23 protein-coding genes are annotated in these 21958 nt (G+C 67.6%); 15 read left to right on the forward strand and 8 right to left on the reverse strand.

The genetic code is table 11. The features are described 5' to 3' along the window. The first annotated feature begins 26 nt into the window (after positions 1 to 26). The 6 genes from G6N43_RS29370 to G6N43_RS29395 all read left to right on the forward strand — a co-directional run bounded on the left by G6N43_RS29370 (position 27) and on the right by G6N43_RS29395 (position 6557). Positions 27 to 947 (forward strand): SDR family NAD(P)-dependent oxidoreductase, encoded by a 921-nt coding sequence (locus G6N43_RS29370; RefSeq protein ID WP_083156388.1) that lies wholly within the window; start codon positions 27 to 29, stop codon positions 945 to 947. Further along, positions 947 to 2155 carry a molybdopterin molybdotransferase MoeA gene (moeA, locus tag G6N43_RS29375; protein ID WP_083156386.1) on the forward strand — a complete coding sequence of 403 codons (1209 nt, stop codon included), beginning with the start codon at positions 947 to 949 and terminating at the stop codon, positions 2153 to 2155. The genes G6N43_RS29370 and moeA overlap by 1 nt, the downstream gene beginning before the upstream one ends. A gap of 40 nt (positions 2156 to 2195) precedes the next feature. After that, complete coding sequence (locus G6N43_RS29380) at positions 2196 to 2927, forward strand: phosphatidylserine decarboxylase (RefSeq protein ID WP_083156385.1); 732 nt, start codon at positions 2196 to 2198, stop codon at positions 2925 to 2927. Beyond that, positions 2924 to 3775, forward strand: coding sequence for a CDP-diacylglycerol--serine O-phosphatidyltransferase (gene pssA, locus G6N43_RS29385; RefSeq protein WP_083156383.1), 852 nt, complete (start codon positions 2924 to 2926; stop codon positions 3773 to 3775). Before G6N43_RS29380 ends, pssA begins: the two co-directional genes overlap by 4 nt. Before the next feature lies 1 nt (position 3776). Beyond that, positions 3777 to 5990, forward strand: coding sequence for an AAA family ATPase (locus G6N43_RS29390; RefSeq protein ID WP_083156382.1), 2214 nt, complete (start codon positions 3777 to 3779; stop codon positions 5988 to 5990). Positions 5991 to 6146: 156 nt separating this feature from the next. Continuing rightward, complete coding sequence (locus G6N43_RS29395) at positions 6147 to 6557, forward strand: DUF1707 domain-containing protein (RefSeq protein ID WP_083156380.1); 411 nt, start codon at positions 6147 to 6149, stop codon at positions 6555 to 6557. Here the strand turns inward: G6N43_RS29395 and G6N43_RS29400 are convergent. Continuing rightward, positions 6524 to 7180, reverse strand: a complete 657-nt coding sequence (locus tag G6N43_RS29400; protein WP_083156379.1) for a response regulator — start codon at positions 7178 to 7180, stop codon at positions 6524 to 6526. The genes G6N43_RS29395 and G6N43_RS29400 overlap by 34 nt on opposite strands. Continuing rightward, entirely contained in the window at positions 7180 to 8034 is an 855-nt protein-coding gene (locus tag G6N43_RS29405) for a sensor histidine kinase (protein WP_083156377.1), read from the reverse strand. Before G6N43_RS29405 ends, G6N43_RS29400 begins: the two co-directional genes overlap by 1 nt. Before the next feature lie 210 nt (positions 8035 to 8244). Here G6N43_RS29405 and G6N43_RS29410 point away from each other — a divergent pair, with 210 nt between their 5' ends. Together G6N43_RS29410 and G6N43_RS29415 are read left to right on the forward strand one after the other, a co-directional pair. Further along, a complete protein-coding gene (locus tag G6N43_RS29410; protein ID WP_083156376.1) occupies positions 8245 to 8703 on the forward strand; it encodes a CBS domain-containing protein in 459 nt (152 codons plus the stop codon). A 12-nt stretch (positions 8704 to 8715) separates the two neighbouring features. Continuing rightward, entirely contained in the window at positions 8716 to 10002 is a 1287-nt protein-coding gene (locus G6N43_RS29415; protein WP_083156374.1) for an ArsB/NhaD family transporter, read from the forward strand. Here G6N43_RS29415 and G6N43_RS29420 read toward each other — a convergent pair. After that, positions 9993 to 11417, reverse strand: coding sequence for an FAD-dependent monooxygenase (locus tag G6N43_RS29420; RefSeq protein ID WP_083156373.1), 1425 nt, complete (start codon positions 11415 to 11417; stop codon positions 9993 to 9995). The genes G6N43_RS29415 and G6N43_RS29420 overlap by 10 nt on opposite strands. Before the next feature lie 130 nt (positions 11418 to 11547). Here G6N43_RS29420 and G6N43_RS29425 point away from each other — a divergent pair, with 130 nt between their 5' ends. The 7 genes from G6N43_RS29425 to G6N43_RS29455 are packed head-to-tail and all read left to right on the forward strand — an operon-like array spanning position 11548 to position 18556. After that, positions 11548 to 14433: a Na+/H+ antiporter subunit A gene (locus G6N43_RS29425; protein ID WP_083156490.1), complete on the forward strand. Its 2886-nt coding sequence runs from the start codon at positions 11548 to 11550 to the stop codon at positions 14431 to 14433. Next, the gene (locus G6N43_RS29430) at positions 14430 to 14900 is read left to right on the forward strand and encodes a Na(+)/H(+) antiporter subunit C (RefSeq protein WP_083156371.1); all 471 of its coding nucleotides are present in this window, start codon (positions 14430 to 14432) and stop codon (positions 14898 to 14900) included. The genes G6N43_RS29425 and G6N43_RS29430 overlap by 4 nt, the downstream gene beginning before the upstream one ends. Beyond that, on the forward strand, positions 14897 to 16492 hold the full coding sequence (locus G6N43_RS29435; protein ID WP_083156370.1) for a Na+/H+ antiporter subunit D: 1596 nt from the start codon (positions 14897 to 14899) through the stop codon (positions 16490 to 16492). Before G6N43_RS29430 ends, G6N43_RS29435 begins: the two co-directional genes overlap by 4 nt. Positions 16493 to 16520: 28 nt before the next feature. Continuing rightward, a complete protein-coding gene (locus tag G6N43_RS29440; RefSeq protein ID WP_083156368.1) occupies positions 16521 to 17054 on the forward strand; it encodes a Na+/H+ antiporter subunit E in 534 nt (177 codons plus the stop codon). Then, entirely contained in the window at positions 17051 to 17338 is a 288-nt protein-coding gene (locus G6N43_RS29445; protein WP_083156367.1) for a monovalent cation/H+ antiporter complex subunit F, read from the forward strand. The genes G6N43_RS29440 and G6N43_RS29445 overlap by 4 nt, the downstream gene beginning before the upstream one ends. Then, positions 17335 to 17691: a monovalent cation/H(+) antiporter subunit G gene (mnhG, locus tag G6N43_RS29450; protein WP_083156365.1), complete on the forward strand. Its 357-nt coding sequence runs from the start codon at positions 17335 to 17337 to the stop codon at positions 17689 to 17691. The genes G6N43_RS29445 and mnhG overlap by 4 nt, the downstream gene beginning before the upstream one ends. Further along, positions 17678 to 18556 (forward strand): SAM-dependent methyltransferase, encoded by an 879-nt coding sequence (locus G6N43_RS29455; protein ID WP_083156364.1) that lies wholly within the window; start codon positions 17678 to 17680, stop codon positions 18554 to 18556. Before mnhG ends, G6N43_RS29455 begins: the two co-directional genes overlap by 14 nt. Positions 18557 to 18562: 6 nt before the next feature. Here the strand turns inward: G6N43_RS29455 and G6N43_RS29460 are convergent, their stop codons facing one another. From G6N43_RS29460 to G6N43_RS29480, 5 genes are read right to left on the reverse strand one after another with little or no spacing between them, the layout of a single operon-like run. Next, positions 18563 to 19195 (reverse strand): LON peptidase substrate-binding domain-containing protein, encoded by a 633-nt coding sequence (locus G6N43_RS29460; RefSeq protein ID WP_110810512.1) that lies wholly within the window; start codon positions 19193 to 19195, stop codon positions 18563 to 18565. Between the two features lie 2 nt (positions 19196 to 19197). Next, positions 19198 to 20331, reverse strand: a complete 1134-nt coding sequence (locus G6N43_RS29465) for a glutamate--cysteine ligase (protein ID WP_110810511.1) — start codon at positions 20329 to 20331, stop codon at positions 19198 to 19200. Further along, on the reverse strand, positions 20312 to 21019 hold the full coding sequence (gene sodC, locus G6N43_RS29470) for a superoxide dismutase[Cu-Zn] (protein WP_083156362.1): 708 nt from the start codon (positions 21017 to 21019) through the stop codon (positions 20312 to 20314). Before sodC ends, G6N43_RS29465 begins: the two co-directional genes overlap by 20 nt. Before the next feature lie 10 nt (positions 21020 to 21029). Then, positions 21030 to 21491, reverse strand: a complete 462-nt coding sequence (locus tag G6N43_RS29475; RefSeq protein ID WP_083156361.1) for a LytR C-terminal domain-containing protein — start codon at positions 21489 to 21491, stop codon at positions 21030 to 21032. Between the two features lie 52 nt (positions 21492 to 21543). Then, complete coding sequence (locus G6N43_RS29480; protein WP_083156359.1) at positions 21544 to 21852, reverse strand: nucleoid-associated protein NapA; 309 nt, start codon at positions 21850 to 21852, stop codon at positions 21544 to 21546. Between the last annotated feature and the right edge of the window lie 106 nt (positions 21853 to 21958).

Below are 21958 nucleotides of genomic sequence, written 5' to 3' on the forward strand. Positions count from 1 at the left end.
CCAAAACGTCTGAGTATGTTGATCGCATGAGCGCCAAATGGACCGCGGCCGACGTGCCCGACCAATCCGGGCGAGTCGCGATAATCACCGGATCGAACACCGGAATCGGCTTCGGAGCTGCGAAGGTTCTCGCGGCGAAGGGTGCACACGCGGTGTTGGCGGTGCGCAACGTCGACAAGGGCAACGACGCTGCAGCGCGCATCAAGAGCGACAGCCCGGACGCGACCGTCACGGTCCAACATCTCGACCTGACCTCGCTGGACAACATCCGCGCCGCCGCCGACGAACTGCGGACCAAATTCGACCGCATCGATCTGCTGATCAACAACGCGGGCGTGATGTACACGGACAAGGCGCAGACCAAGGACGGTTTCGAGCTGCAGTTCGGCACCAACCATCTGGGCCACTTCGCGCTCACCGGCCTGCTGCTGGACAAGCTGCTGCCGGTGGACGGCTCGCGGGTCGTCACCGTCAGCAGCATCGGCCACCGCATCCGCGCCAAGATCCACTTCCACGACATCAATCTCGACCGCAACTACAACCGCGTCGACGCATACGGCCAGTCCAAACTCGCCAACCTGTTGTTCACCTACGAACTCGCCCGGCGACTGGAGGCCAAGGGCGCGCCGACGGTCGCGACCGCGGCGCACCCCGGCGCCGCCGACACCGAACTGCTGCGCAACATGCCCCCGGGTATCCGGCAGGTCGGCCAGTTCGTCTGGTCGACGTTCATAGCGCAGAGCGCTGACATGGGGGCCGAGCCGACGCTGCGCGCAGCGACGGATCCGGCCGCCAAGAACGCGGAGTACTACGGTCCCAGTGGCTTCCAGGAACAGCGAGGCCATCCGAAAGTCGTTGCCTCCAGCGCACAGTCACACGACGAGAGCATTCAGCGTCGGTTGTGGACGGTGTCTGAGGAACTGACCGGCGTGACGTTCCCCGTCTGATGCGATCCGTCGAAGAACACCAGCGCGTCGTCGCCGGCCTGATCTCCCACAGGCCGCCGGTCACGACGCCGCTCGCCGACACCCTGGGCCTGGCACTCGCCGAGGATGTGGTGGCTCCGCTATCGCTTCCCGGCTTCGACAATTCCGCGATGGACGGGTATGCCGTTGTCGCCGAGGATATTTCGGGGGCGACCCCGGAGCAGCCCGTGCTGCTGCCCGTCGCCGAGGACATCCCGGCGGGCCGCACCGATCCGCTGACGCTCAAGCCCGGTACCGCGCACCGGATCATGACCGGGGCGCCGCTGCCGAGCGGTGCCACCGCCGTGATCCCCGTCGAGTCCACCAACGCCGCCACCGACACCGTCGAGATCCGCGCGAGCGCGAAGCCGGGACAGCACATCCGCCGCGCGGGCGAGGACGTCACCGCGGGCACCATCGTGCTGCGGGCAGGACAAGTGGTCACCCCCGCGGCGCTCGGTCTGGCGGCGGCACTCGGATTGAGTGAGCTGTCGGTCATTCCGCGCCAGCGGGTCTTGGTGATGTCGACGGGATCGGAACTCGTCGCACCCGGCACCCCGCTACAGCCGGGCCAGATCTACGAATCCAACGCGGTGATGCTCGCCGCGGCCCTGCGCGATGCCGGCGCCGAGGTGGTCGCCACCCCGACGGCCGTGGACGACGTCGCGGTGTTCCGCGACGCGCTGGACCGCCATCGCGGTGACGCCGATCTGATCATCACCACCGGCGGCGTGAGCGCAGGTGCGTACGAGGTGGTCAAGGATGCCTTGGGCGAAGGGCAGGTGGAGTTCGTCAAGGTCGCGATGCAGCCCGGCATGCCGCAGGGTTCGGGCGTCGTCGACGGCACCCCGATCATCACGCTGCCGGGCAACCCGGTCAGCGCGCTGGTGTCGTTCGAGGTGTTCCTGCGCGCACCGCTCCGGAGCGCGATGGGGCTGCCCCATCCCGAGCGCCCACGGCGCACGGCGGTGCTCCTCGAGGACCTCAAGTCCCCTCGCGGCAAGCGCCAGTTTCGGCGCGGCGTGTTCGAAACCGACCAGGACACCGGGCGGAGCACGGTCACCAGTTACGGGCCGCCCGCGTCGCATCACCTGCGCTGGCTGGCGTCGGCGAACTGTCTGTTGGAGATCGACGAGGATGTCGTCGAACTCGCCGCTGGATCACCCGTTCAGGTCTGGGACTTGGCATAGCCCTATTGGCGGCACGTCCCGCCCGTAGAATCGGCGCACGATGGCCAGACGCCCCGACAACAACAAATCCGGCCCCGCACGGTTCGCCGCGCTGGTGCGCAGCTCTATACCCCCGATGCACCCGGCGGGTCTGCCGTTCGTCGGTGGCAGCCTCGCGATCGCGGCGTTCGGATACCGGAATCGGTGGCTGCGCCGCGTCGGGGTTGCGTCCGCATTGGCCAACGCCGCGTTCTTCCGGCATCCGCCACGGGTGCCACCGAGCCGTCCCGGCGTCGTCGTCGCGCCGGCGGACGGACTGATCTGCCTCATCCAGGACGCGATACCACCCACCGAACTCGGCCTGCCCGCAACGCCTTTGCCGCGGGTCAGCATCTTCCTGTCGGTGCTGGACGCGCACGTGCAGCGCGCGCCGGTCGGCGGTGAGGTGGTCGCGGTGTCCCACCGGCCCGGAAAGTTTCACTCCGCCGAACTGGAGGCCGCCAGCGAGCTCAACGAACGCAACAGCGTGGTCATCCGCACGCCGGAGGGCGCACAGGTGATCGCGGTGCAGATCGCGGGCCTGGTGGCCCGCCGCATCGTGTGCGACGCGAAGGTGGGCGACAAGCTCGCGATCGGCGAGACCTACGGGTTGATCCGGTACGGCTCGCGGCTCGACACCTACCTGCCCGCGGGCTCGAACCTGCTGGTCACCGTCGGCCAGCGCGCAGTCGGCGGGGAGACGGTGTTGGCCGAGGTGGGACCCGATGACACCGGCCGGACGGCTCAAGCATGATCAAACCCCGCGTCAGGGCGCCGATAGTGAGCCTGCGCATCCTGCCGAGCGCGATGACCGTCGCCGCCATCTGCCTCGGGTTGAGCGCGGTGAAGTTCGCGCTCGACGGCCGGCCGACCGAGGCGATGGCATTCCTCGCCGTCGCCGCCATCCTCGATGCACTCGACGGTCGCATGGCCAGGATCCTGAAGGCCACGTCCCGCATGGGTGAGGAGATCGACTCACTCGCCGATGCGGTGAATTTCGGTGTGGCACCGGCGTTCATCGTCTACGCGACGCTGCTGTCCACGTCGCGGGTGGGCTGGATCGTGGTGTTGCTGTATGCGGTGTGCATCGTGTTGCGGCTGGCGCGGTTCAACGCGATGCTCGATGTCGCCAAGCCCGCGTACGAAAAGGAGTACTTCGTCGGTATGCCCGCACCCGCAGGAGCGATCGGTGCGATCGGTCCGCTGGCGGCCAAGATGCAGTTCGGCGAGGGCTGGTGGACGTCCGAAATCGCGGTGGTCATCTGGATGGTCGGCGTCTCGCTGTTGGTGGTGAGCACCCTGCCGATGCGCAAGATCCACACCTTCTCGGTGTCACCGAACATGGTCGCCCCGCTGCTGGCGCTGCTGGCCATCGGTGTCGCCGCGTCGATCCTCTACGGCTACATCGTGATCCTGGCGATCATCCTCGCGTACGTCATCCACATTCCGTTCGCGATCCGCACCCGGCGCTTCTTGGCCGCGCACCCCGAGGTGTGGGACGACAAACCTCGACAGCAACGGGCCGCGCGCCGGGCGATACGACGCGCGCAGCCGCACCGGAGGTCCGTGATGCGACTCGGATTGCGGAGGCCGGGTTCCTGACGTGACCGGTTTCGACTCGGGGCGCTCCGCAACCGAGGGCCCCGCCCTCAAACAGCAGCTCACACTGACCGCTCGGCTGAACACATCGGCGCTGGACAGCCGCCGCGGTGTGGTCAGGCTTCATCCGGAAGTGATTGCCGCGCTTGGTATTCGTGAATGGGATGCCGTCTCGCTGACGGGCTCCCGCACCACCGCCGCCGTGGCGGGCGTGGCACCGTCGGGCACACCGACCGGCACCGCGCTGCTCGACGACGTGACGCTCTCCAATGCCGGTGTTCGTGAGAACGCCCCGGTGCTCGTCGCGCCGGTGACCGTGTACGGCGCGCGTTCGGTGACGTTGTCGGGCTCCAACCTCGCCACCCAGTCGATCTCGCCGGCGACGCTGCGTCAGGCGCTGCTGGGCAAGGTGATGACGGTGGGCGACACGGTCTCACTGCTGCCGCGCGAACTCGGCCCGGACATCCCCACGTCGGCGGCGACGTCCGCGCTCGCCTCGTCGGTGGGCATCACATGGACGTCCGAACTGCTGACCGTGACCGGCGTCGATCCCGCGGGAACGGTGAGCGTACAACCCAATTCACTGGTGAGCTGGGGCGACGGGGTGACTCCCGCGCAGGCGACGTCGTCGGCCCAGCCGACCGTCACCGCCGGCGAGAAGGCGCCCGCCGTCAGCTTCGACGATCTCAAGGGCGCACACGCTCAGGCGTCCCGGTTGACCGAATGGCTCAAGCTCGCCCTCGATCAGCCCCAGCTACTCGAAACTCTTGGTGCCACAGCCAATCTCGGCGTGCTGGTGTCCGGACCGGCGGGCGTCGGCAAGGCCACGTTAGTACGGACGGTCTGCACCGACCGCAGGCTCGTCGAGCTGGACGGACCCGAGGTGGGTGCTCTGCGCGCCGAGGATCGACTGTCCAGTGTGTCGTCGGCGGTGTCCACCGTGCGGGACGGCGGCGGCGTGCTGCTGATCACCGATATCGACGCACTGCTCCCCTCACCCGCGGAACCCGTTGCGACGCTGATCCTCACGGAGTTGCGCATCGCCGTCGCCACCCGTGGCGTCGCGTTCGTCGCGACCTCGGCGGTGCCCGACAACGTCGACCCGCGACTACGGGCGCCCGACCTCTGCGACCGTGAGCTCGGCCTGAGCCTGCCCGACGGGTCCATCCGCAGGCAGCTGCTCGAAGTGCTGTTGCGCGACGTCCCGTCCGGTGAACTCGACCTGAACGAGGTCGCCGAACGCACACCGGGTTTCGTCGTCGCCGACCTCTGCGCCCTGGTGCGAGAGGCGGCACTCCGCGCGGCGGCGAGGGCCAGCACGGACGGCAAGCCGCCGGAGCTGACGCAGGACGACCTGACCGGCGCGCTGAGCGTCATCCGTCCCCTGTCGCGCTCGGCCACCGAAGAGGTGTCGGTCGGTTCGGTGACGCTCGAGGACGTCGGCGACATGGCCGAGACGAAGCAGGCGCTCACCGAGGCGGTGCTGTGGCCGCTGCAGCATCCGGAGACGTTCGAGCGACTCGGCGTCGAGCCGCCGCGCGGCGTGCTGCTCTACGGCCCGCCGGGCTGCGGCAAGACGTTCGTGGTGCGGGCGCTGGCCAGTTCGGGACGCCTGAGCGTGCACGCCGTCAAGGGTGCCGAGCTGATGGACAAGTGGGTCGGCGCCTCGGAGAAGGCGGTCCGCGACCTGTTCCGCCGCGCGCGCGACTCCGCGCCGTCGCTGGTGTTCCTCGACGAACTCGACGCGTTGGCGCCGCGGCGCGGGCAGAGCTTCGACTCCGGCGTCACCGACCGGGTGGTCGCGGCGCTGCTCACCGAACTCGACGGCATCGAGCCGCTGCGCAACGTGGTGGTGCTCGGCGCGACGAACCGGCCGGACCTGATCGACCCGGCGCTGTTGCGACCGGGCCGACTGGAGAAGCTGGTGTTCGTTGAGCCGCCCGACGCCGAGGCGCGTCGCGAGATCCTGCGTACCGCAGGCAAATCGGTCCCGCTGGCCGACGACGTCGACCTCGACGCGCTGGCCGGGGACCTGGAGGGCTACAGCGCCGCCGACTGCGTGGCGCTGCTGCGCGAGTCCGCGCTCACCGCGATGCGACGCTCGATCGACGCCGCCGCCGTCACGGCGGCCGACGTCGCCAAGGCCCGCGAAAGTGTGCGGCCGTCTCTCGACCCCGTTCAGGTCGAATCGCTGCGGGCCTTCTCCGCCGCCCGCTGACCCGCCGTACGCCGAGTCTGAAGCTCTGCAGGCAAACCGGCCGTTTCTTGCGCACAACCTCAGACTCGGCGGGTTCGGAACTAAATCTTGACAGTGGCTAGTTAGCGGTGCATAGTCAGAACTAGCCACTGTCAAGATTGACTATCGGGAGGCACAATGCGAGCCGGCGATCTCGAACGCGAACGGACCGCAAATCAACTGGGCCAGGCATTGGCGCAGGGCTACCTCACGCTGGACGAATACGAGCCCCGACTGCAGGCCACGTTCGCCGCTCACACCACCGACGAACTGCACGAACTCGTCGCCGACCTACCGCTGGACCGGATCCGCCGCAACGACCCGGCCCGCAGGCAGGCACTTCGCGCGGCGGCCCGGCGCGGTGTGCGGATCCACCTCGGCGCCTACCTGGCGATGGTCGTCATCGTGCTGGCCGTATGGCTAACCGTCGGCCTGACCGCGGGGGCCTGGTACTTCTGGCCGATCTGGCCCATCCTCGGCGCGGGCATCGGAGTCCTCGGCCACGCGCTGCCGATTCACGGTTCGATCAGGCCCGCCCGAATCGCGTAGCGCGTCAACGCCACCCGGTCCTGCAGACCGAGCTTGGCCAACGTGTTGGTGCGGTGGCGGTCGACGGTCTTGGTGCTGATGCTCAGCGTCGCGGCGATCTCGCGCGTCGAAAGGCCCTCGGCAATCAGCTTGAGCACCTCCTCCTCCCGCGGTGTGAGGATGGTGTCCGGCAGCGAATCGCCCTGCCGCGCCCGGTGCAGGTAGTCGCGGATCAACGCGTTGACCGCCCCCGCATAGAGGAACGGCTCACCCCGCAGCGTCGCGCGGCACGCCTCGAGCAGATCGCGGTCGGCCACCGACTTGAGCACATAGCCGGACGCGCCCGCCTTCAACGCCTCGAAAAAGTACTGCTCGTTGTCGTACATCGACAGGATCAGGATCCGCACGTGCGGATGTCGGCGATTCATCTCCCGCGCCGCTTGCAGACCCGTCATCCGCGGCATCGCGATATCGAGAATCGCCAGATCAGCGGGTATGCGATCGAGCACGTCCAGCGCCTCGTGCCCGTCGGCGGCCTCCGCCACCACCGTGAGGTCCGGCTCGGCGTCGATGATCATCCGTAGACCGCTGCGCACCAGGGCGTGGTCGTCGGCGAGCAGGATCCGCGCGGGCGAGGCGAGCATCAGTCGTCCCGTCCGGGCAACGGGATCACCAGCCTGACCTCGGTGCCCTCGTCCCTGGGGGAGGTGATCGTCAGCGCCGCGTCCACCAGCACCGCCCGCTCACGCATCCCGTTGATTCCCGCGCCCTCCTCCGCGACGCCACCGCATCCGTCGTCGGCGATCCGCAACGTGAGCCGCTTGGGGGTGGAGTGCATGTCGAGCCACACCTTGTTCGCCCCCGCATGCCTGGCGATGTTCGTGAGGCTCTCCTGGGCGACCCGGTAACACACCAGCTCGACGTCGGCGGGCAGCCGATCAGTATGCGACGCAATGTGTTTGACCACCTTCAAACCGGTGGCCTGAGAGAAGTCGCTGCACAGGGCGTTGAGGGCACTGGTCAGTCCGAGATCCTCGAGTGCGTCCGGACGCAACCGGCGGACGATGCTGCGGACCTCGTCGAGGCTGGCCCGCACCGCCTCCTGCGAACCGGCCAGCTCGCTCTTGATCTCGACGGGCGCGCGGTCGACGGCGCGTTTGAGCATCAACAGCGCGACGGTGAGGGTCTGCCCGATCTCGTCGTGCAGTTCGCGCGCGATGCGCTGCCGTTCGTTCTCCTGCGCGGCCAGCGCCGTCGCGCCCGCGGTCGTGCGCGCGGACTTCAGCATCGGGGCCAGACTCGATCGCAGCAGCAGCCCGTTCGCCGTCAGCATCACCGCCAGCCCGACGACGAGGACCGGGATCTCCGTCAGCTTGATGCGCGACGACACCGTTGCCGGGGAGAGCGCAAGCACCAGGGTTCCAAGGACAAAGATCATCCCGTTGATCACGAAGACACGCCGGAACAGCGCATTGGCCCGGGTGCGCGCCCCTTTCATATCCCCAGCGTGGACCGTCGAACCGAGATTTGTCCATACAGGTCATTCCCCCACCCGAATGGGTGTCAGACCCGATGGTGCTGCGCCGATGCCCCGCCGAGACTGACCTCACCATGCACAAAGTGCTTCGCAGCCGACCGGAGAACGAGGACGATGACGCTTACCGCAGATACCGCCGGCACTAGATGGACCGCCCGAAAAGAAACCGTCATGCAAGCACATGAGATCGCCGTGACCCCACCGACGGTGCGTATGGACGATCCGGTGTCCAAGGCCATCCAACTGATGGTCGTGAACCGACTGCCTGGCCTCGTGGTGGTCGACGAATCCGACCACCCCGTCGCCGTATTGCCGGGCACCCAGGTGTTGCGGCTGACCATCCCAGAGTCCTACCGCGACGATCCGGCACTGGTCCGGACCGTCGACGAGATTCACGCCGACCTGTTCTGGCACGGCCCAGGCAAGCTGACCGTCGGCGACTGCCTGCCGTCACCGGTCGCTAAACCGGTGACGGTGGCACCGGACGCGACCCTCCTGGAGGTCGCCACCGTGATGGCCACCAAGCGCAGCCCGCTCATCGCGGTGGTGGATCGCGGCGGGAAACTCGTGGGTGCAGTGACGCTCGAGCGATTACTCACCAGCTTGGCCGTAGCCGGCCCCAACGACTGAACCCCCGACCCCGTGCTGGCTCCACTACTGGCGCTGGCGATATTCGTCGTCGCGTTCTGGTTTCTGGCGACCGAGCGCGCGAACAAGGTAAAGACCGTCCTCGTCGCCGCCGGGCTGATGACGCTGCTCGGCCTCACCCCCGGCGTGAAGATCTTCTATTCCGAGCACGAGGGCATCGACTGGAACGTCATCTTCCTGCTGCTCGGCATGATGGTCATCGTCGGCGTGGTCAAACAGACCGGCCTGTTCGACTTCCTGGCCATCTGGGCGGCAAAACGGTCCAGGGGCAGTCCATTTCGGCTCATGGTGATGTTGATGGCCATCACCGGCGTGGCCTCACCGGTGCTCGACAACGTCACGATCATCATGCTCGTCGCACCGGTCACCCTCGTGATCTGCGACCGACTGGAGATCGCACCCCAGCCGTTCCTGATCGCCGAGGTGCTGGCGTCGAACATCGGCGGCGCGGCGACCCTCATCGGCGACCCGCCAAACATCATCATCGGTAGCCGAGCGGGCCTGACGTTCAACGACTTTCTGGTCAACATGGCGCCGATCGTCGTCGTCATCTTCGTCCTGTTCGTGTTCTTCACGAGATTCCTGTTCCGAAAAGACCTGCGCTCCAACCACATGCGCCTGGACAAGGTGATGGCGCTGCAGGAACGGCGAGCCATCAAGGACACCCGACTGCTCATCCGCTCGATGGTGGTGCTGGCGGTCGTGATCGTCGGCTTCTGCCTGCATTCGGTGCTGCACGTCGCACCGTCCATCGTCGCCCTGCTGGGGGCGGGCACCATGCTTCTGGTCACCAATATCGACGTCGCCGAAGTGCTTCCGGAGGTCGAGTGGCCGACGTTGGTGTTCTTCATGGGCCTGTTCGCCATGGTCTCCGGCCTGGTGCACACCGGCGTGATCGGCTGGCTCGGCGACGCGGCGGTGCACCTGTTCAGTGACAACTTCTTCCTTGCCGCCACCGGGCTGATGTTCGGCTCGGCGGTGCTCGGCGCGTTCATCGACAACATCCCGTACACGGCGACGTTGACGCCGGTGGTCGAGGACATGGTGGCGCAGGCGCCGGACGCCGAGTCCGGCCGGGCACTGTGGTGGGCATTCGCGCTGGGCGCATGCTTCTCGGGCAACGGCACCGCGATCGCCGCCAGCGCCAACGTGGTCGCCATCGGCATCGCGCAGCGCGCCGGCCATGCGATCAGCTTCTGGCGCTTCACCCGCTACGGCATCGTGGTGACGATTCTGTCCACCGCGCTGGCGTGGCTCTACATCTGGCTGCGCTACTTCTGATGAGTCCAGTTGTCGATCGCCGCAACGAGTTCGGTTGCACTCGGCACCCGGTCGCTCGCCCACGCCACGTAGCCGTCCGGGCGGACGAGGACAGCGTCGGGAATCTCTGGATGCCTGCCGACGACGTGTACGACGTCGGAGCGATCGAGCTGGGCAGGCGTCGCGGTGACCATGACGAATTTCTGACCCCGCAGCAGTTCGTAGAGCCGGGTGCCGTCGCAGTCGATGTCCGGCATCCGTCGGCCCACCATCCGATGGTCGCCGCGCTTGTGCGCGTAGGTGATTCCGATACCGCTGAGGAACTCCCGCAGGATTCGGCGGGTCTTCGGGACCCTTGTCAGCGTTCCGATGACGATGTTGCGCGCGATCCGCTGCACCTTCGAACGTCCCAGCACCACCTGGTTGAAGGCGTCGGTCGTGCGCAGCACTGCCGCACCGACCGGATGCCGCTCGGACTCGTAGCTGTCCAACAGCCCCGGCGGCGCCGACCCGTTGACGGCGGCGACCAGCTTCCAGCCGAGGTTCATGGCGTCCCCGATGCCGGTGTTCATGCCCTGGCCCCCGAGCGGGGAGTGCACGTGCGCGGCGTCGCCCGCGATGAACACCCGCCCCGACCGGTAGTGCCGTGCCTGTCTGCGCTCCGACAGGAAGCGCGAACTCCACCTCATGTCGGTCATGCCGTAGTCGTCACCGGCGATCCGAATGAACGAATCGCGGATCTCGTCGAGCGTGACGGGTTCGGACAGCGGCGCCTGTTCGCGCAGCCGGTCCCAGCCGATGGCGCGGAACCAGCCGTCGCCGAACGGGATCATCAGCACGACGCCGCGTTCGTTGGTCACCCCGGTCAAGGTGTCCTCCGGTGCCCGCGACAGCGCGACGTCGGCCAGCAGGATGTGAGTCTCGTACTGTTTGCCGACGAAGTCGATGCCGACCTGGCTCCTGACCGTGCTGTGGGCGCCGTCGCAGCCCACCACGTACTTCGCCCGAACGGTCTGGCCGTCGGCGCACTCCACGGTGACGCCGTCGTCGTCCTGCGCCAGCCGCACCACCTCGGCGCCCCGGACGATCGGCACGCCGAGTTCGGCGGCGCGCCCCTCGAGCACCTGCTCGGTGCCGCTCTGCGGAACGATCAACAACATCGCGTACCGGCCGGGCAGCTCCCGCAGATCCAACGTCGCCCCACCAGGTGGAGCAACGTCGTACACCGATACACCGAGCGGAATCAGAGCGTCGGCCATTCCACGGGCGTCGAGCAGTTCGAGGGTGCGGGCATGCACGGCGAACGCCCTGGTGATGTTGGGTGTCGAGGCGCGTTCCTCGAGCAAGCGCACCGCCAGACCGCCCAGCGCGAATTCGCAGGCCAGCATCAGGCCGGTCGGCCCGGCGCCGACCACTACCACATCCGCTGTGTCCACTACGCCGGATGGTAGCTCTATCGGCCCACGTAGAATGGCGTAAAGCCAGAGCATTCACCCGGCTGACACCCCGCTATCTGCCCCTTCGCCGACGGCTGATTGCCGAGCCCACGACAGAAACGGAGTGCCTTTGCTCGCCGTCCTCATCGCCCACGCGGTCGCGACCGCGCTGGCGCCCCTGCTTGTGTACAGGTGGGGACGGATGGCGTTCTACCCGCTGGCGTTGGTGCCGCTGGGCTCGCTGATCTGGGTGGTCACCAACTGGCCCGCCCCGGGCGCGGCGCCGACGGTCGACATTCCGTGGGTGCCGGAGCTGTCGATGAACATCGTCCTGCGGTTCGATTCGCTCGCGGCGATCATGAGCGTGCTGGTGCTGGGCATCGGCGCCCTGGTGCTCTTCTACTGCACCGACTACTTCCATCTCCGCGACGGACACACCGAGAAGAGGCTGCCGAGCTTCGCGGCCGAGCTGGTCGCGTTCTCCGGTGCGATGTTCGGGCTGGTCACCAGCGACAACATGCTGCTGCTGTACGTGTTCTGGGAGATCACGACGGTGTTGTCGTTCCTGCTCGTCGGCCACTACGCCGAGCGCGCCACCAGCCGCCGCGCGGCCACCCAGGCGTTGCTCGTCACGACGTTCGGCGGGCTGGCGATGCTGGTCGGCATCATCGTGCTCGGCAACACCGCCGGCACCTATCGCCTGTCGGAGCTCGTCGCGTCACCACCGGCGGGTGCGGCCGTGTCGGTCGCGCTGGTGCTCGTCCTCGTCGGGGCGCTGTCCAAATCGGCCATCGTGCCCATGCACTTCTGGCTGCCCGGCGCGATGGCCGCCCCGACGCCGGTCAGCGCCTATCTGCACGCCGCGGCGATGGTCAAGGCGGGCGTCTACCTCATCGCCCGAATGACCCCGGGTTTCGCCGATGCGACGCCGTGGCGGCCGACCGTCATCACGCTCGGCCTGCTGACGATGCTGCTCGCCGGCTGGCGCGCGGTGCGCGAATACGACCTGAAGCTGATCCTGGCCTTCGGCACGGTCAGCCAGCTCGGACTGATCACCGTGATGGTCGGTGGTGGCGGCGGTGACCTGATGCTGGGCGGGTTGGCGATGCTGTGTGCGCACGCGATGTTCAAGGCGGCGCTGTTCATGGTCGTCGGCATCATCGACCACACCACCGGCACCCGGGACATCCGCAGGCTCGCCTGGCTCGGTGAGCGTGCGCGTCCGCTTCTGGTCATCGCCATCGGTGCGACGGCGAGCATGGCGGCGCTGCCACCGTTCTTCGGATTCGTCGCCAAGGAGGCCGACTTCGAGACCGTGCTGCACAGCCCGAACCTCGGTGCGGCGGCGCCGTTCGTGCTCGCGGGTATCGTGCTCGGCTCGGTCTTCACCACGATCTACAGCCTGCGCTTTTTGTGGGGTGCGTTCGGCCGCAAGGGTTTACCGGAACCGAGCAAACGCGTGGCCGAGATGCACCACCCGAAGGTCACGTTCCTGATCGCACCGGGCATCCTCGCCGCGGCCGGGCTGCTCTTCGGGTTGTGGCCCGGCGGGCTCGGCAACGTACTGGACACCTACGCGGACACGGTGCCCGGCGGGGAGGACTACAAGCTCGCACTGTGGCACGGTCTGAATCTGCCGCTGCTGTTGTCGGCGCTGGTCCTCACCGTCGGCGTCGCCGCGTTCGTCGCGAGGGCCCGCCTGTGGCGGGTGCGCAGCATGCGCGAGTCCCTCGGCAACGCCGACCACATCTATGACGGCGTGGTGCGCCAACTGGACCGGTGGTCGGTGGAACTCACCGCGGTCACCCAGCGTGGTTCGATACCCGCCACCCAGTCGACCATCCTGACGACGTTGGTGCTGGTGCCGACAATCACGTTGGCGCTCGGGGCCAAGGATCGCCCCGACTTCGCGCTCTGGGGCTCGTCGCTGCAGGTGGTCACCGGCCTCATCATCCTGAGCGCTGCCGTCGGCGCGATGGTGATGCGCAACCGGTTGGCGGCGGTGTTGCTGGTGGGGGTCACGGGCTACGGCTGCGGCGTCATCTTCGCGCTGCACGGCGCACCGGACCTGGCGCTGACCCAGTTCCTGGTGGAGACGCTGACGCTCGTCGTGTTCGTGCTGGTGCTGCGGACGCTGCCCGCCGAGGCCGACCGCGTTCACATCAAGCGGAATCGGCTGCCGCGCGTCGCCCTGGCTCTCGCCGTTGGCGCCACGGTCACCACCCTGGCGACGTACGCGATGGCCGCGCGCACCGGCATCCCGATCGCCTCACTGATTCCGGACGCGGCGTACTACCGCGGCCACGGCTCCAACGCCGTCAACGTGCTGCTCGTCGACATCCGCGCCTGGGACACCATGGGCGAGATCATGGTGCTCCTCGTCGCGGCGACGGGGGTGGCCTCAATGGTGTTCCGGCACAGGCGGTTCGGCACACCACCCCGGGTGTCCGATGTGGGTCAGCCTGATATCGGACGGCTGCCGCTGATTCCGAGAACCAGCCCCGCGGCGGGCGACATCACGTGGCTGCGGGGCAGCGAACTTCGCGACCCGCGACATCGGTCACTGATCCTGGAGGTCGCCACCCGGCTCATCTTCCCGCTGATCATGGTGTTGTCGGCGTACTTCTTCTTCGCCGGTCACAACACCCCCGGCGGCGGGTTCGCCGGCGGGTTGACGGCGGGGCTGGCGCTGGTGCTGCGGTACCTCGCGGGCGGCCGCTACGAACTGGGCGAGACGCTGCCGCTGGACGCGGGCAAGATCCTCGGCGCGGGGCTGTCCTTGTCGGCGGGAACCGCGATCGCCTCGCTTCTGGTGGGAGCGCCGGTGTTGTCGTCGGCACTGATCGAGATCGACGTGCCTGTGCTCGGCACCGTCAAGTTCGTCACCGCGTTGTTCTTCGACCTGGGCGTCTATCTCATCGTCGTCGGATTGGTCCTCGACGTGTTGCGCAGCCTCGGCGCCCGCATCGACGTCGAGTTGAGTCAGGACCAGAAGAGGACGGTGGCCGCCCGATGACCACCTCGTTCGTGCCGCTCGTCCTGATCGGCGGACTCACCAGCGCAGGCGTCTACCTGCTGCTGGAGCGCAACCTGACGCGAATGTTGTTGGGCCTGTTGTTGATCGGCAACGCCGTCAACCTGTTGATACTGGTGGTCGGGGGTCCGTCGGGTAACCCACCGATCAGGGGCCGCACCAGCGCGGACAACACCATCACCGCGGACCCGTTGGCGCAGGGCATGATCCTGACCGCGATCGTCATCACCATGGGCGTCGCCGCGTTCGTGCTCGCGATGGCGTACCGGTCCTACCGGCTGACCACCGAAGAGGAGGTGGGCAACGACCCCATGGACGCGCAGGTCTCCGAGCTGGCCGCCCAGGATGCCGGCGCCGTGAAAGAGGACCTTCCGCGACCGGACGTAGCGCGCGACACCGACGCAGCGGATGAACTGGACGCGCTGCCCGGATTCGAGGGTTCGAAATGAACCTCCCCGCCACACTGATGCCGCTGCCGGTGCTGATCCCCACACTCGGCGCGGCGGCGACGCTGATCGCCGGTCGCCGTCCGAGGCTGCAGCGGCTCATGACCCTCGTCGCGCTGTCGATCGTCGTCGCGGTGTGTGCCGTACTGCTCGTCCTCGCCGACCGGGACGGCACGTTGGTGCTGAACGTCGGCGGCTGGGGCCAATCGGTGCCCGGCATGGGTCCGCTGGGCATCACCCTCGTCGTCGACCGGCTGTCGGCCCTGATGCTCGTCGTGTCGTCAATCGTGCTGTTGGCGGTGGTGTTCTACGCCATCGGCCAGGGCATCCGCGACGGCGACGAGCGTCAGCCCGTGTCCATCTTCATGCCGACGTATCTGGTGCTGTCGGCAGGCGTCTACACGGCGTTCCTCGCCGGCGACCTGTTCAACCTGTTCGTCGGCTTCGAGGTGCTGCTGGCCGCGAGCTTCGTGTTGCTGACCATCGGGGCGAGCAAAGACCGTGTCCGCGCCGGCATCTCGTACGTGATGGTCTCGATGGTGTCGTCGCTGATATTCCTGTTCGGGATCGCGCTCGTGTACGCCGCCACCGGGACGTTGAACATGGCGGAGATCGCGTTGCGGCTCGACGACGTGTCCGCCGGCACCCGCTCGGCGATCTTCGCCGTGTTGTTGGTGGCGTTCGGGATCAAGGCCGCGGTGTTCCCGCTGTCGGGCTGGCTGCCCGACTCCTACCCCACCGCACCGGCCCCGGTGACCGCGGTGTTCGCCGGCTTGCTGACCAAAGTCGGTGTGTACGCGATCATCCGGGCGCACTCGCTGCTGTTCCCCAGCGGTGGGCTGGACCCGGTCCTGTTGGTGGCGGCGCTGTTCACGATGCTGGTCGGCATCCTCGGCGCGATCGCCCAGAACGACATCAAACGACTGCTCTCCTTCACCTTGGTCAGCCACATCGGCTACATGGTGTTCGGCATCGCGCTGGCCAACGCGCTCGGGATGTCGGGCGCGATCTATTACGTGGCGCACCACATCCTGGTGCAGACCACCCTGTTCCTTGTCGTCGGCCTGATCGAACGTCAGGCCGGGGCGTCGACGATGGACCGGCTCGGCGGTTTGGCGGCGGCCAGCCCGCTGCTGGCGTTCGTGTTCGTGGTACCCGCGCTCAATCTCGGTGGCATACCGCCGTTCTCGGGTTTCATCGGAAAGGTCGCGCTGCTGGAGGCCGGTGCGCAGGTCGGCTCCGTGCTGGCGTGGACGTTGGTGGGCGGCGGGGTCGTGACCAGCCTGCTGACGCTCTACGTGGTGGCTCGGGTGTGGACGAGGGCGTTCTGGCGCTCGCGTGCGGATGCCCCGGAAGGTCATCTCTCCGCGGGCTCACCTATGGCGCTGCTCGACGAACCCGAGGACATCCAGTTCGTCGACCGCGACAACGTGGGCCGCATGCCGGCCGGGATGGTCGCGCCGACGGGGGCGCTGATCGCCGTGGGGTTGGCGCTGACCGTGTTCGCCGGGCCGATCTTCTCCTACAGCGAGCGCGCCGCAGACGAGGTGTTGGATCGGGGTCAGTACATCACTGCGGTGGTGGGAACGCGATGAGCGCTTGCGCGAAGAGCCGAGGACGCCGATGAGACGTATTGCGTTGCGGGTCTGGGTGATCTGTTGGCTGGTGCTGGTCTGGGTGCTGCTGTGGGGCACGTTCTCCGTGGCCAATTTTGTGTCGGGTCTCGCGGTCGCGCTACTGATCACCTGGCTCCTGCCGCTGCCCGCGGTACCCGTCAACGGCAAGGTGCACCCGCTGTCGCTGCTGCGGCTGATCCTCACCGTCATCTACTTCCTGGTGCTGTCGTCGGTCCAGGTGGCCTGGCTCGCCATCAAGCCGGGACCGCCGCCGTTGTCGGCCGTGATGCGCGCACACCTCTCGGTCAAATCCGATCTGGTGCTGGCGTTGGCGGTCAACATCTTCAACCTCATCCCCGGGTCCATCGTGTTGGAGATCGACCAGACCCGTCGACGGCTGTACATGCACGTCCTCGACGTCGGATCGGACCGTGCGGTTGAAAGGTTCCACCGCCAGGTGTCCGTCGTGGAGCGGCTGTTGGTCGCGAGCTTCGAGCGCGACGAGGACTGGCGCCCGACCCTGAGCGAGGAGAGCGCATGACAGTTGTCTGGGTCGTCGCGGCCGTGATGATCATCACCGCGGCGGCGTTCACGATGTTCCGTCTGCTCGCCGGGCCAAGCACGCTGGACCGCCTTGTCGCCGTGGATTGCCTTGTCGCGGTGGCGATGTGCGGTATCGGCATCTGGGCGGCCTACAGCCTGGACACCACCGTCACCTACGGCCTGACCGCGCTGGCGTTGATCAGCTTCGTCGGGTCGGTGAGCGTCGCGAGGTTCCGCGTGCCCGATATCGAGAAGCCTCCGACTGTCAAGCGGTCACGATGAGCGTCTTCGACATCGTTGCCAGCGTCCTCATCCTCGGCGGCTCGGCGCTCGCGCTGACCGCAGCGATCGGCGTGGTCCGTTTCCCCGACACCCTGACGCGCATGCATGCGGCTTCCAAGCCGCAGGTGCTGGGGCTGCTGCTGGTGCTCGCGGGCGCGGCGGTGCGGCTGCACGGCCACATCGACCTCGGCATGCTGCTGCTGACCGGGTTGTTCACGGTGATCACCGCACCGGTCGTGGCGAACAGGGTTGGCCAGCTGGCGTACCGGGAACAGAACGTTCGCGACGACTTGCTGACGAAGGACGAAATGTACGAGTTCACCGAACCCGAGCGCGGCAATGGCCAGGTCTGACGACGACACCTGGGACATCACCGAGGGCGTCGGCGCGACCGCACTCGGGGTCGCGTGGGCGCGGTCGCAGGAAGCGGCGTCGAGTTGCCCGCTGTTCACCGATTCCTACGCACAGCGATTCATCGATGCGGCCGTCGCGCGCGGCTGGCAGCTGCCACCGGCCCACATGGTCGAACGCATCCGTTCCATATCGAATTACGCGGCGTCGCGCACGAAGTGGTTCGACGACTTCTTCATCACCGCGGGAGCCAACGGCGTCGTGCAGGCCGTCATCCTCGCCGCGGGTCTCGACGCCAGGGCCTGGCGGCTGCCGTGGGCGACCGACAGCGTCGTCTACGAAATCGATCAGCCGAAGGTGCTCGCCTTCAAGGCGGAAACGCTGGCGAACGACCACCCGGCGGCCCGTTACGTGGCGGTCCCCGTCGATCTGCGGCAGGACTGGCCGAAAGCCCTGCGCGACGCGGGTTTCGACGCACAGGAGCCGACGGTGTGGGCCGCCGAGGGCCTGTTGCCGTACCTGCCCGCCGACGCCCAGGATCTGCTGTTCGAGCGCATCCACGAACTCAGCGCACCCGGCAGCCGGATCGGTGTCGAATCGTTCGGCGCCGGGTTCTTCGACTCCGGCTATCTGGAAACCCGGCGCGAACAGTTGCGCCAGCTGCGCGAGCAGGCCGGTGACGACACCGATGCCCCCGATGTGGCCGACCTCTGGTTCATCGAGGAGCGCACCGACGTCGCGGAGTGGTTGATGAAGCACGGCTGGCGGGTGTCGTCGGAGGACGCCGGGACGCTGTTGGAACGGTACGGCCGTCCTCCCGGGGAGACCACACCGCGCACCGTGTTCGTCGAGGCTGTCCGCGTCTAGCCTGCGCTACTCCGACAGCTGGAACTCGACCATCGCGGTGACGGTGTCGACGGCCTCACTCAGCGCCGTCACCCGCGCGGCGACGGACGGCGCGGCGAGCACCGCGTACCGGTCCGCCTGGCCCATCGGAAGGCGGGAGGCCAAGGCGTACAACCACGTCGACGCTTCGCCCGACGCGTCGGCACCCGCGACGATGTCCCTGCCGACCACCTGCGCACCGCGCGCCTGCGCGATCCGCTCGAACAGCGCGACCATCCGGTCCTCGATGTCTCTGATCGCGTCCACGTCGACGCTCTCGCCCGGTTCGTCGGGCCAGGGTTCGACGGCCGCGCGCGGATACGGATCGTCGGGCTGCCACTCCAACACCTTGATCCGCTCCCCCATGGCGCAGCGCAGGCGATAGCGGCCGTCCCCGAAGTCGGCGGCCTCGACGATGTGGGCCATGGCGCCGACGTCGCTGCGGATGTCGCCACCGCCCACCTCACGGCCCGCGGCGATCAGCACCACGCCGAACGCCGGATCGTCGGTGGCCAGACACTCGGAAATCATTGCGGTGTAGCGCGGTTCGAAGATCCGCAGCGGCAGCTCCTCACCGGGCAGCATCGCCACCTGCAGCGGGAACATCGGCGTGACTGCCACCCTCAGATGTCCAACTCGGCGACCAGCGCGTCGACCACCGCACGCAGATCACCGTCGTGCTCCTCCGCGACCCGCCGTTGACGTTGGTAGGACCCACCCGATCTGCAGATGTCGGTGACACCGCGCAGTTCGTCGGCACAGTTCAACGAGGCGGCGACCGGTTCGAGTCGGTTCAGCAGATCGTCGAGATCCTCAGTGACCAGACGCTCGTTACTGTCCTCATCGAGGATGATCACCGCATCCAGGCCGTATCGGGCTGCGCGCCACTTGTTTTCCTGGACATGCCACGGCGGCATCGTCGGGAGCCGTTCCCCGGCGTCCAGACGTCGATCGAGGTCGACGATCAGGCAGTGCGTCAACGCGACGATCGAGCTCAGTTCGCGCACGTTGGACACCCCGTCGAAGATCCGCACCTCCACCGTGCCGATGTGCGGCGACGGCCGGATGTCCCAACGGATCTCGTTCATGTGGTCGATGATGCCGGTCTTCTTCTGGTCGTGGACGAAGCCCTCCCATTCGCTCCACGTCTGGAAGTGGAAAGGCAGACCGGCCGTCGGCAACTGCTGGAACATCATCGCCCGGTTGGACGCATAGCCGGTGTCCTCACCGTCCCAGAACGGCGACGACGCGGACAGCGCCAGCAGATGCGGGTAGTGATTGAGCAGCGACGTGATGATCGCCATCACCTTGTGCGCTGACGAGATACCCACGTGCACATGGACACCCCAGATCAGCATCTGCCTGCCCCACCACTGCGTGCGCTTGATCAGCTCGGCGTAGCGGGGCGCATCGGTCAGGCTCTCCGGGGTCCACTTCGCGAACGGATGCGTGCCCGCGCAGAACAGCTCCATGTTGCGGTCACGCACGATCTTGCGCGCGGTCCGCAGCGTGGAGCTCAGGTCTTCCATCGCCTCGGGGACGGAATCACAGACACCGGTGACGATCTCGACCGTGTTGCGCAGCAGCTCCTTGTGGACCCGCGGGTTGTTCGCGCCGAGCTCCTCGATGACCTCAGTGGCCTCGTTGCTCACGTCGCGGGTCTCGGCGTCGACGAGCGCGAACTCCCATTCCACCCCGAGCGTTGGCCGGGGTGAACCGACGAAATCTATATGGCTGCTAGCCGGTACCGATGACACCGCACGCCACGCGCTTTCCGGCGTCGCCCGTGGCCAGGGTGGTCTCGTCCGGCGGCGGGGCGCCGTTGACCTGCTGGTAGCGCTCGGGCGGGATGTTGGCGAAGTTGTCCGCCTTCTCGTGGATGATGATCGCCGTCTGCGCACCGCTCGTCAGGTCCTCGGCGGTGAACGCGTCGGTGGTGGTCACCAACAATGCGGTGCCGTCCTCGCGAACCTGCAGCGACGTCAGGTCACCACTCGCGGGATGACCGGAGTGTCCGGCCACCTGCAAATGTCCACCGGCGGAGTTGAAGTCGCCCGGCGCACCGCCTGCCGGCGCGACCGAGTTCGGCTCGCACTTGCCGACCGAGTGAATGTGCAGACCGTGGAAGCCGGGCGCCAGCTCACCCGGGGCGGTGGTCTCGACGGTGACGGTGGCGTAGTCCCCGCTGAACGCGATCTGCGCCGTCGCGACCGTGGTGCCTTCGGCGTTTTTCAGGTCCGCGGTCAGCGTCTCTCCGGCGGCCTCGCCTCCGGTACCGCCGTGGCCGCCGCTCTCTTCACCCGGCGGCGCCGCGGGCGGCGGCGAGCCCGTCCAGATCGACGGCGTGGTGCCAGGAGAGGTTGCCGGTTGTTCGGGGGAGCTGCAAGCGGTCAACACGAAAGCGGGAACCGCGAAGCAAGCTGCGGCAGCGACGGTCTTCAGCATGGGCAAGAGCCTAGCCGGTGACCACCACGAGGATGCCCGGCGGTTGCTCCGCGAGTTCGGGCAGGCGCGGTTCGACCGGGGCGTCCAACAACCGGGCGATTTCCTCGGCCGCCTCCCGTTCGCCTGGGCCGTCGGCGAAGTACACGGTGGTGACCGTGACGTCCGGCAACTCCAGGTTCCCGGTCTCGGCGACGTCCCAGCCGCCCTCGCGCAGCCGGTTGGCGGTGCCTTCCGCGGCGCCGTCGACCGTCGAGATGTTGAAGACGCGCACCTCGGGCTTGGCCGGCTTGGGCGACGTCGACGGGCTGGTCTTCGTGGTCGTCGTGGTGGTTGTCGCGATGGGCGACTGCTCGCCCTCGTCGTCGCCGCCACCCATCGCCTGAAATCCGACCAGCAGAAACACCACGCCGAGGAACAGCAGGACCATCACCATCGCGCGCAGGGGGAGGCCAGACGAATTTTGCTGATTCATTGCGTTCACTGTATCCAGCCGGACAAGCCGGCCCGCCAATCCCCCGACGGGCTCAGGTGACGTCGAAGCCCAATCGGCGTGCGGCCCGCGCCTTCTGCCTGCTGGCCCGCAGCCGGCGCAACCGCTTGACCAGCATGGGGTCGGCGGCAAGCGCCTCGGGGCGGTCGACGAGCGCGTTCAGCACCTGGTAGTAGCGGGTCGCCGACATGGAGAACAGCTCTTTGATCGCGTCTTCCTTGGAGCCCGCGTACTTCCACCACTGGCGCTCGAACGCCAAGATGTCGTGCTCGCGCCGGGTCAACCCGTCAGCCAGGGCAGGGTCGTCCCCGGATTGCTCAGTCCGCGCGATTGCGCCGTCCATTTCGCTCCTGGACCCTTCCAACACTCGAAATGACATCGCTGTGGTTCGGCGATCATTCAACCACGGGTTAGCAACCTGAGGCGTTCGACATGCCCGCGAGTCGGGC

The sequence above is a fragment of the Mycolicibacterium moriokaense genome (genome assembly GCF_010726085.1).
Taxonomy (GTDB): domain Bacteria; phylum Actinomycetota; class Actinomycetes; order Mycobacteriales; family Mycobacteriaceae; genus Mycobacterium; species Mycobacterium moriokaense.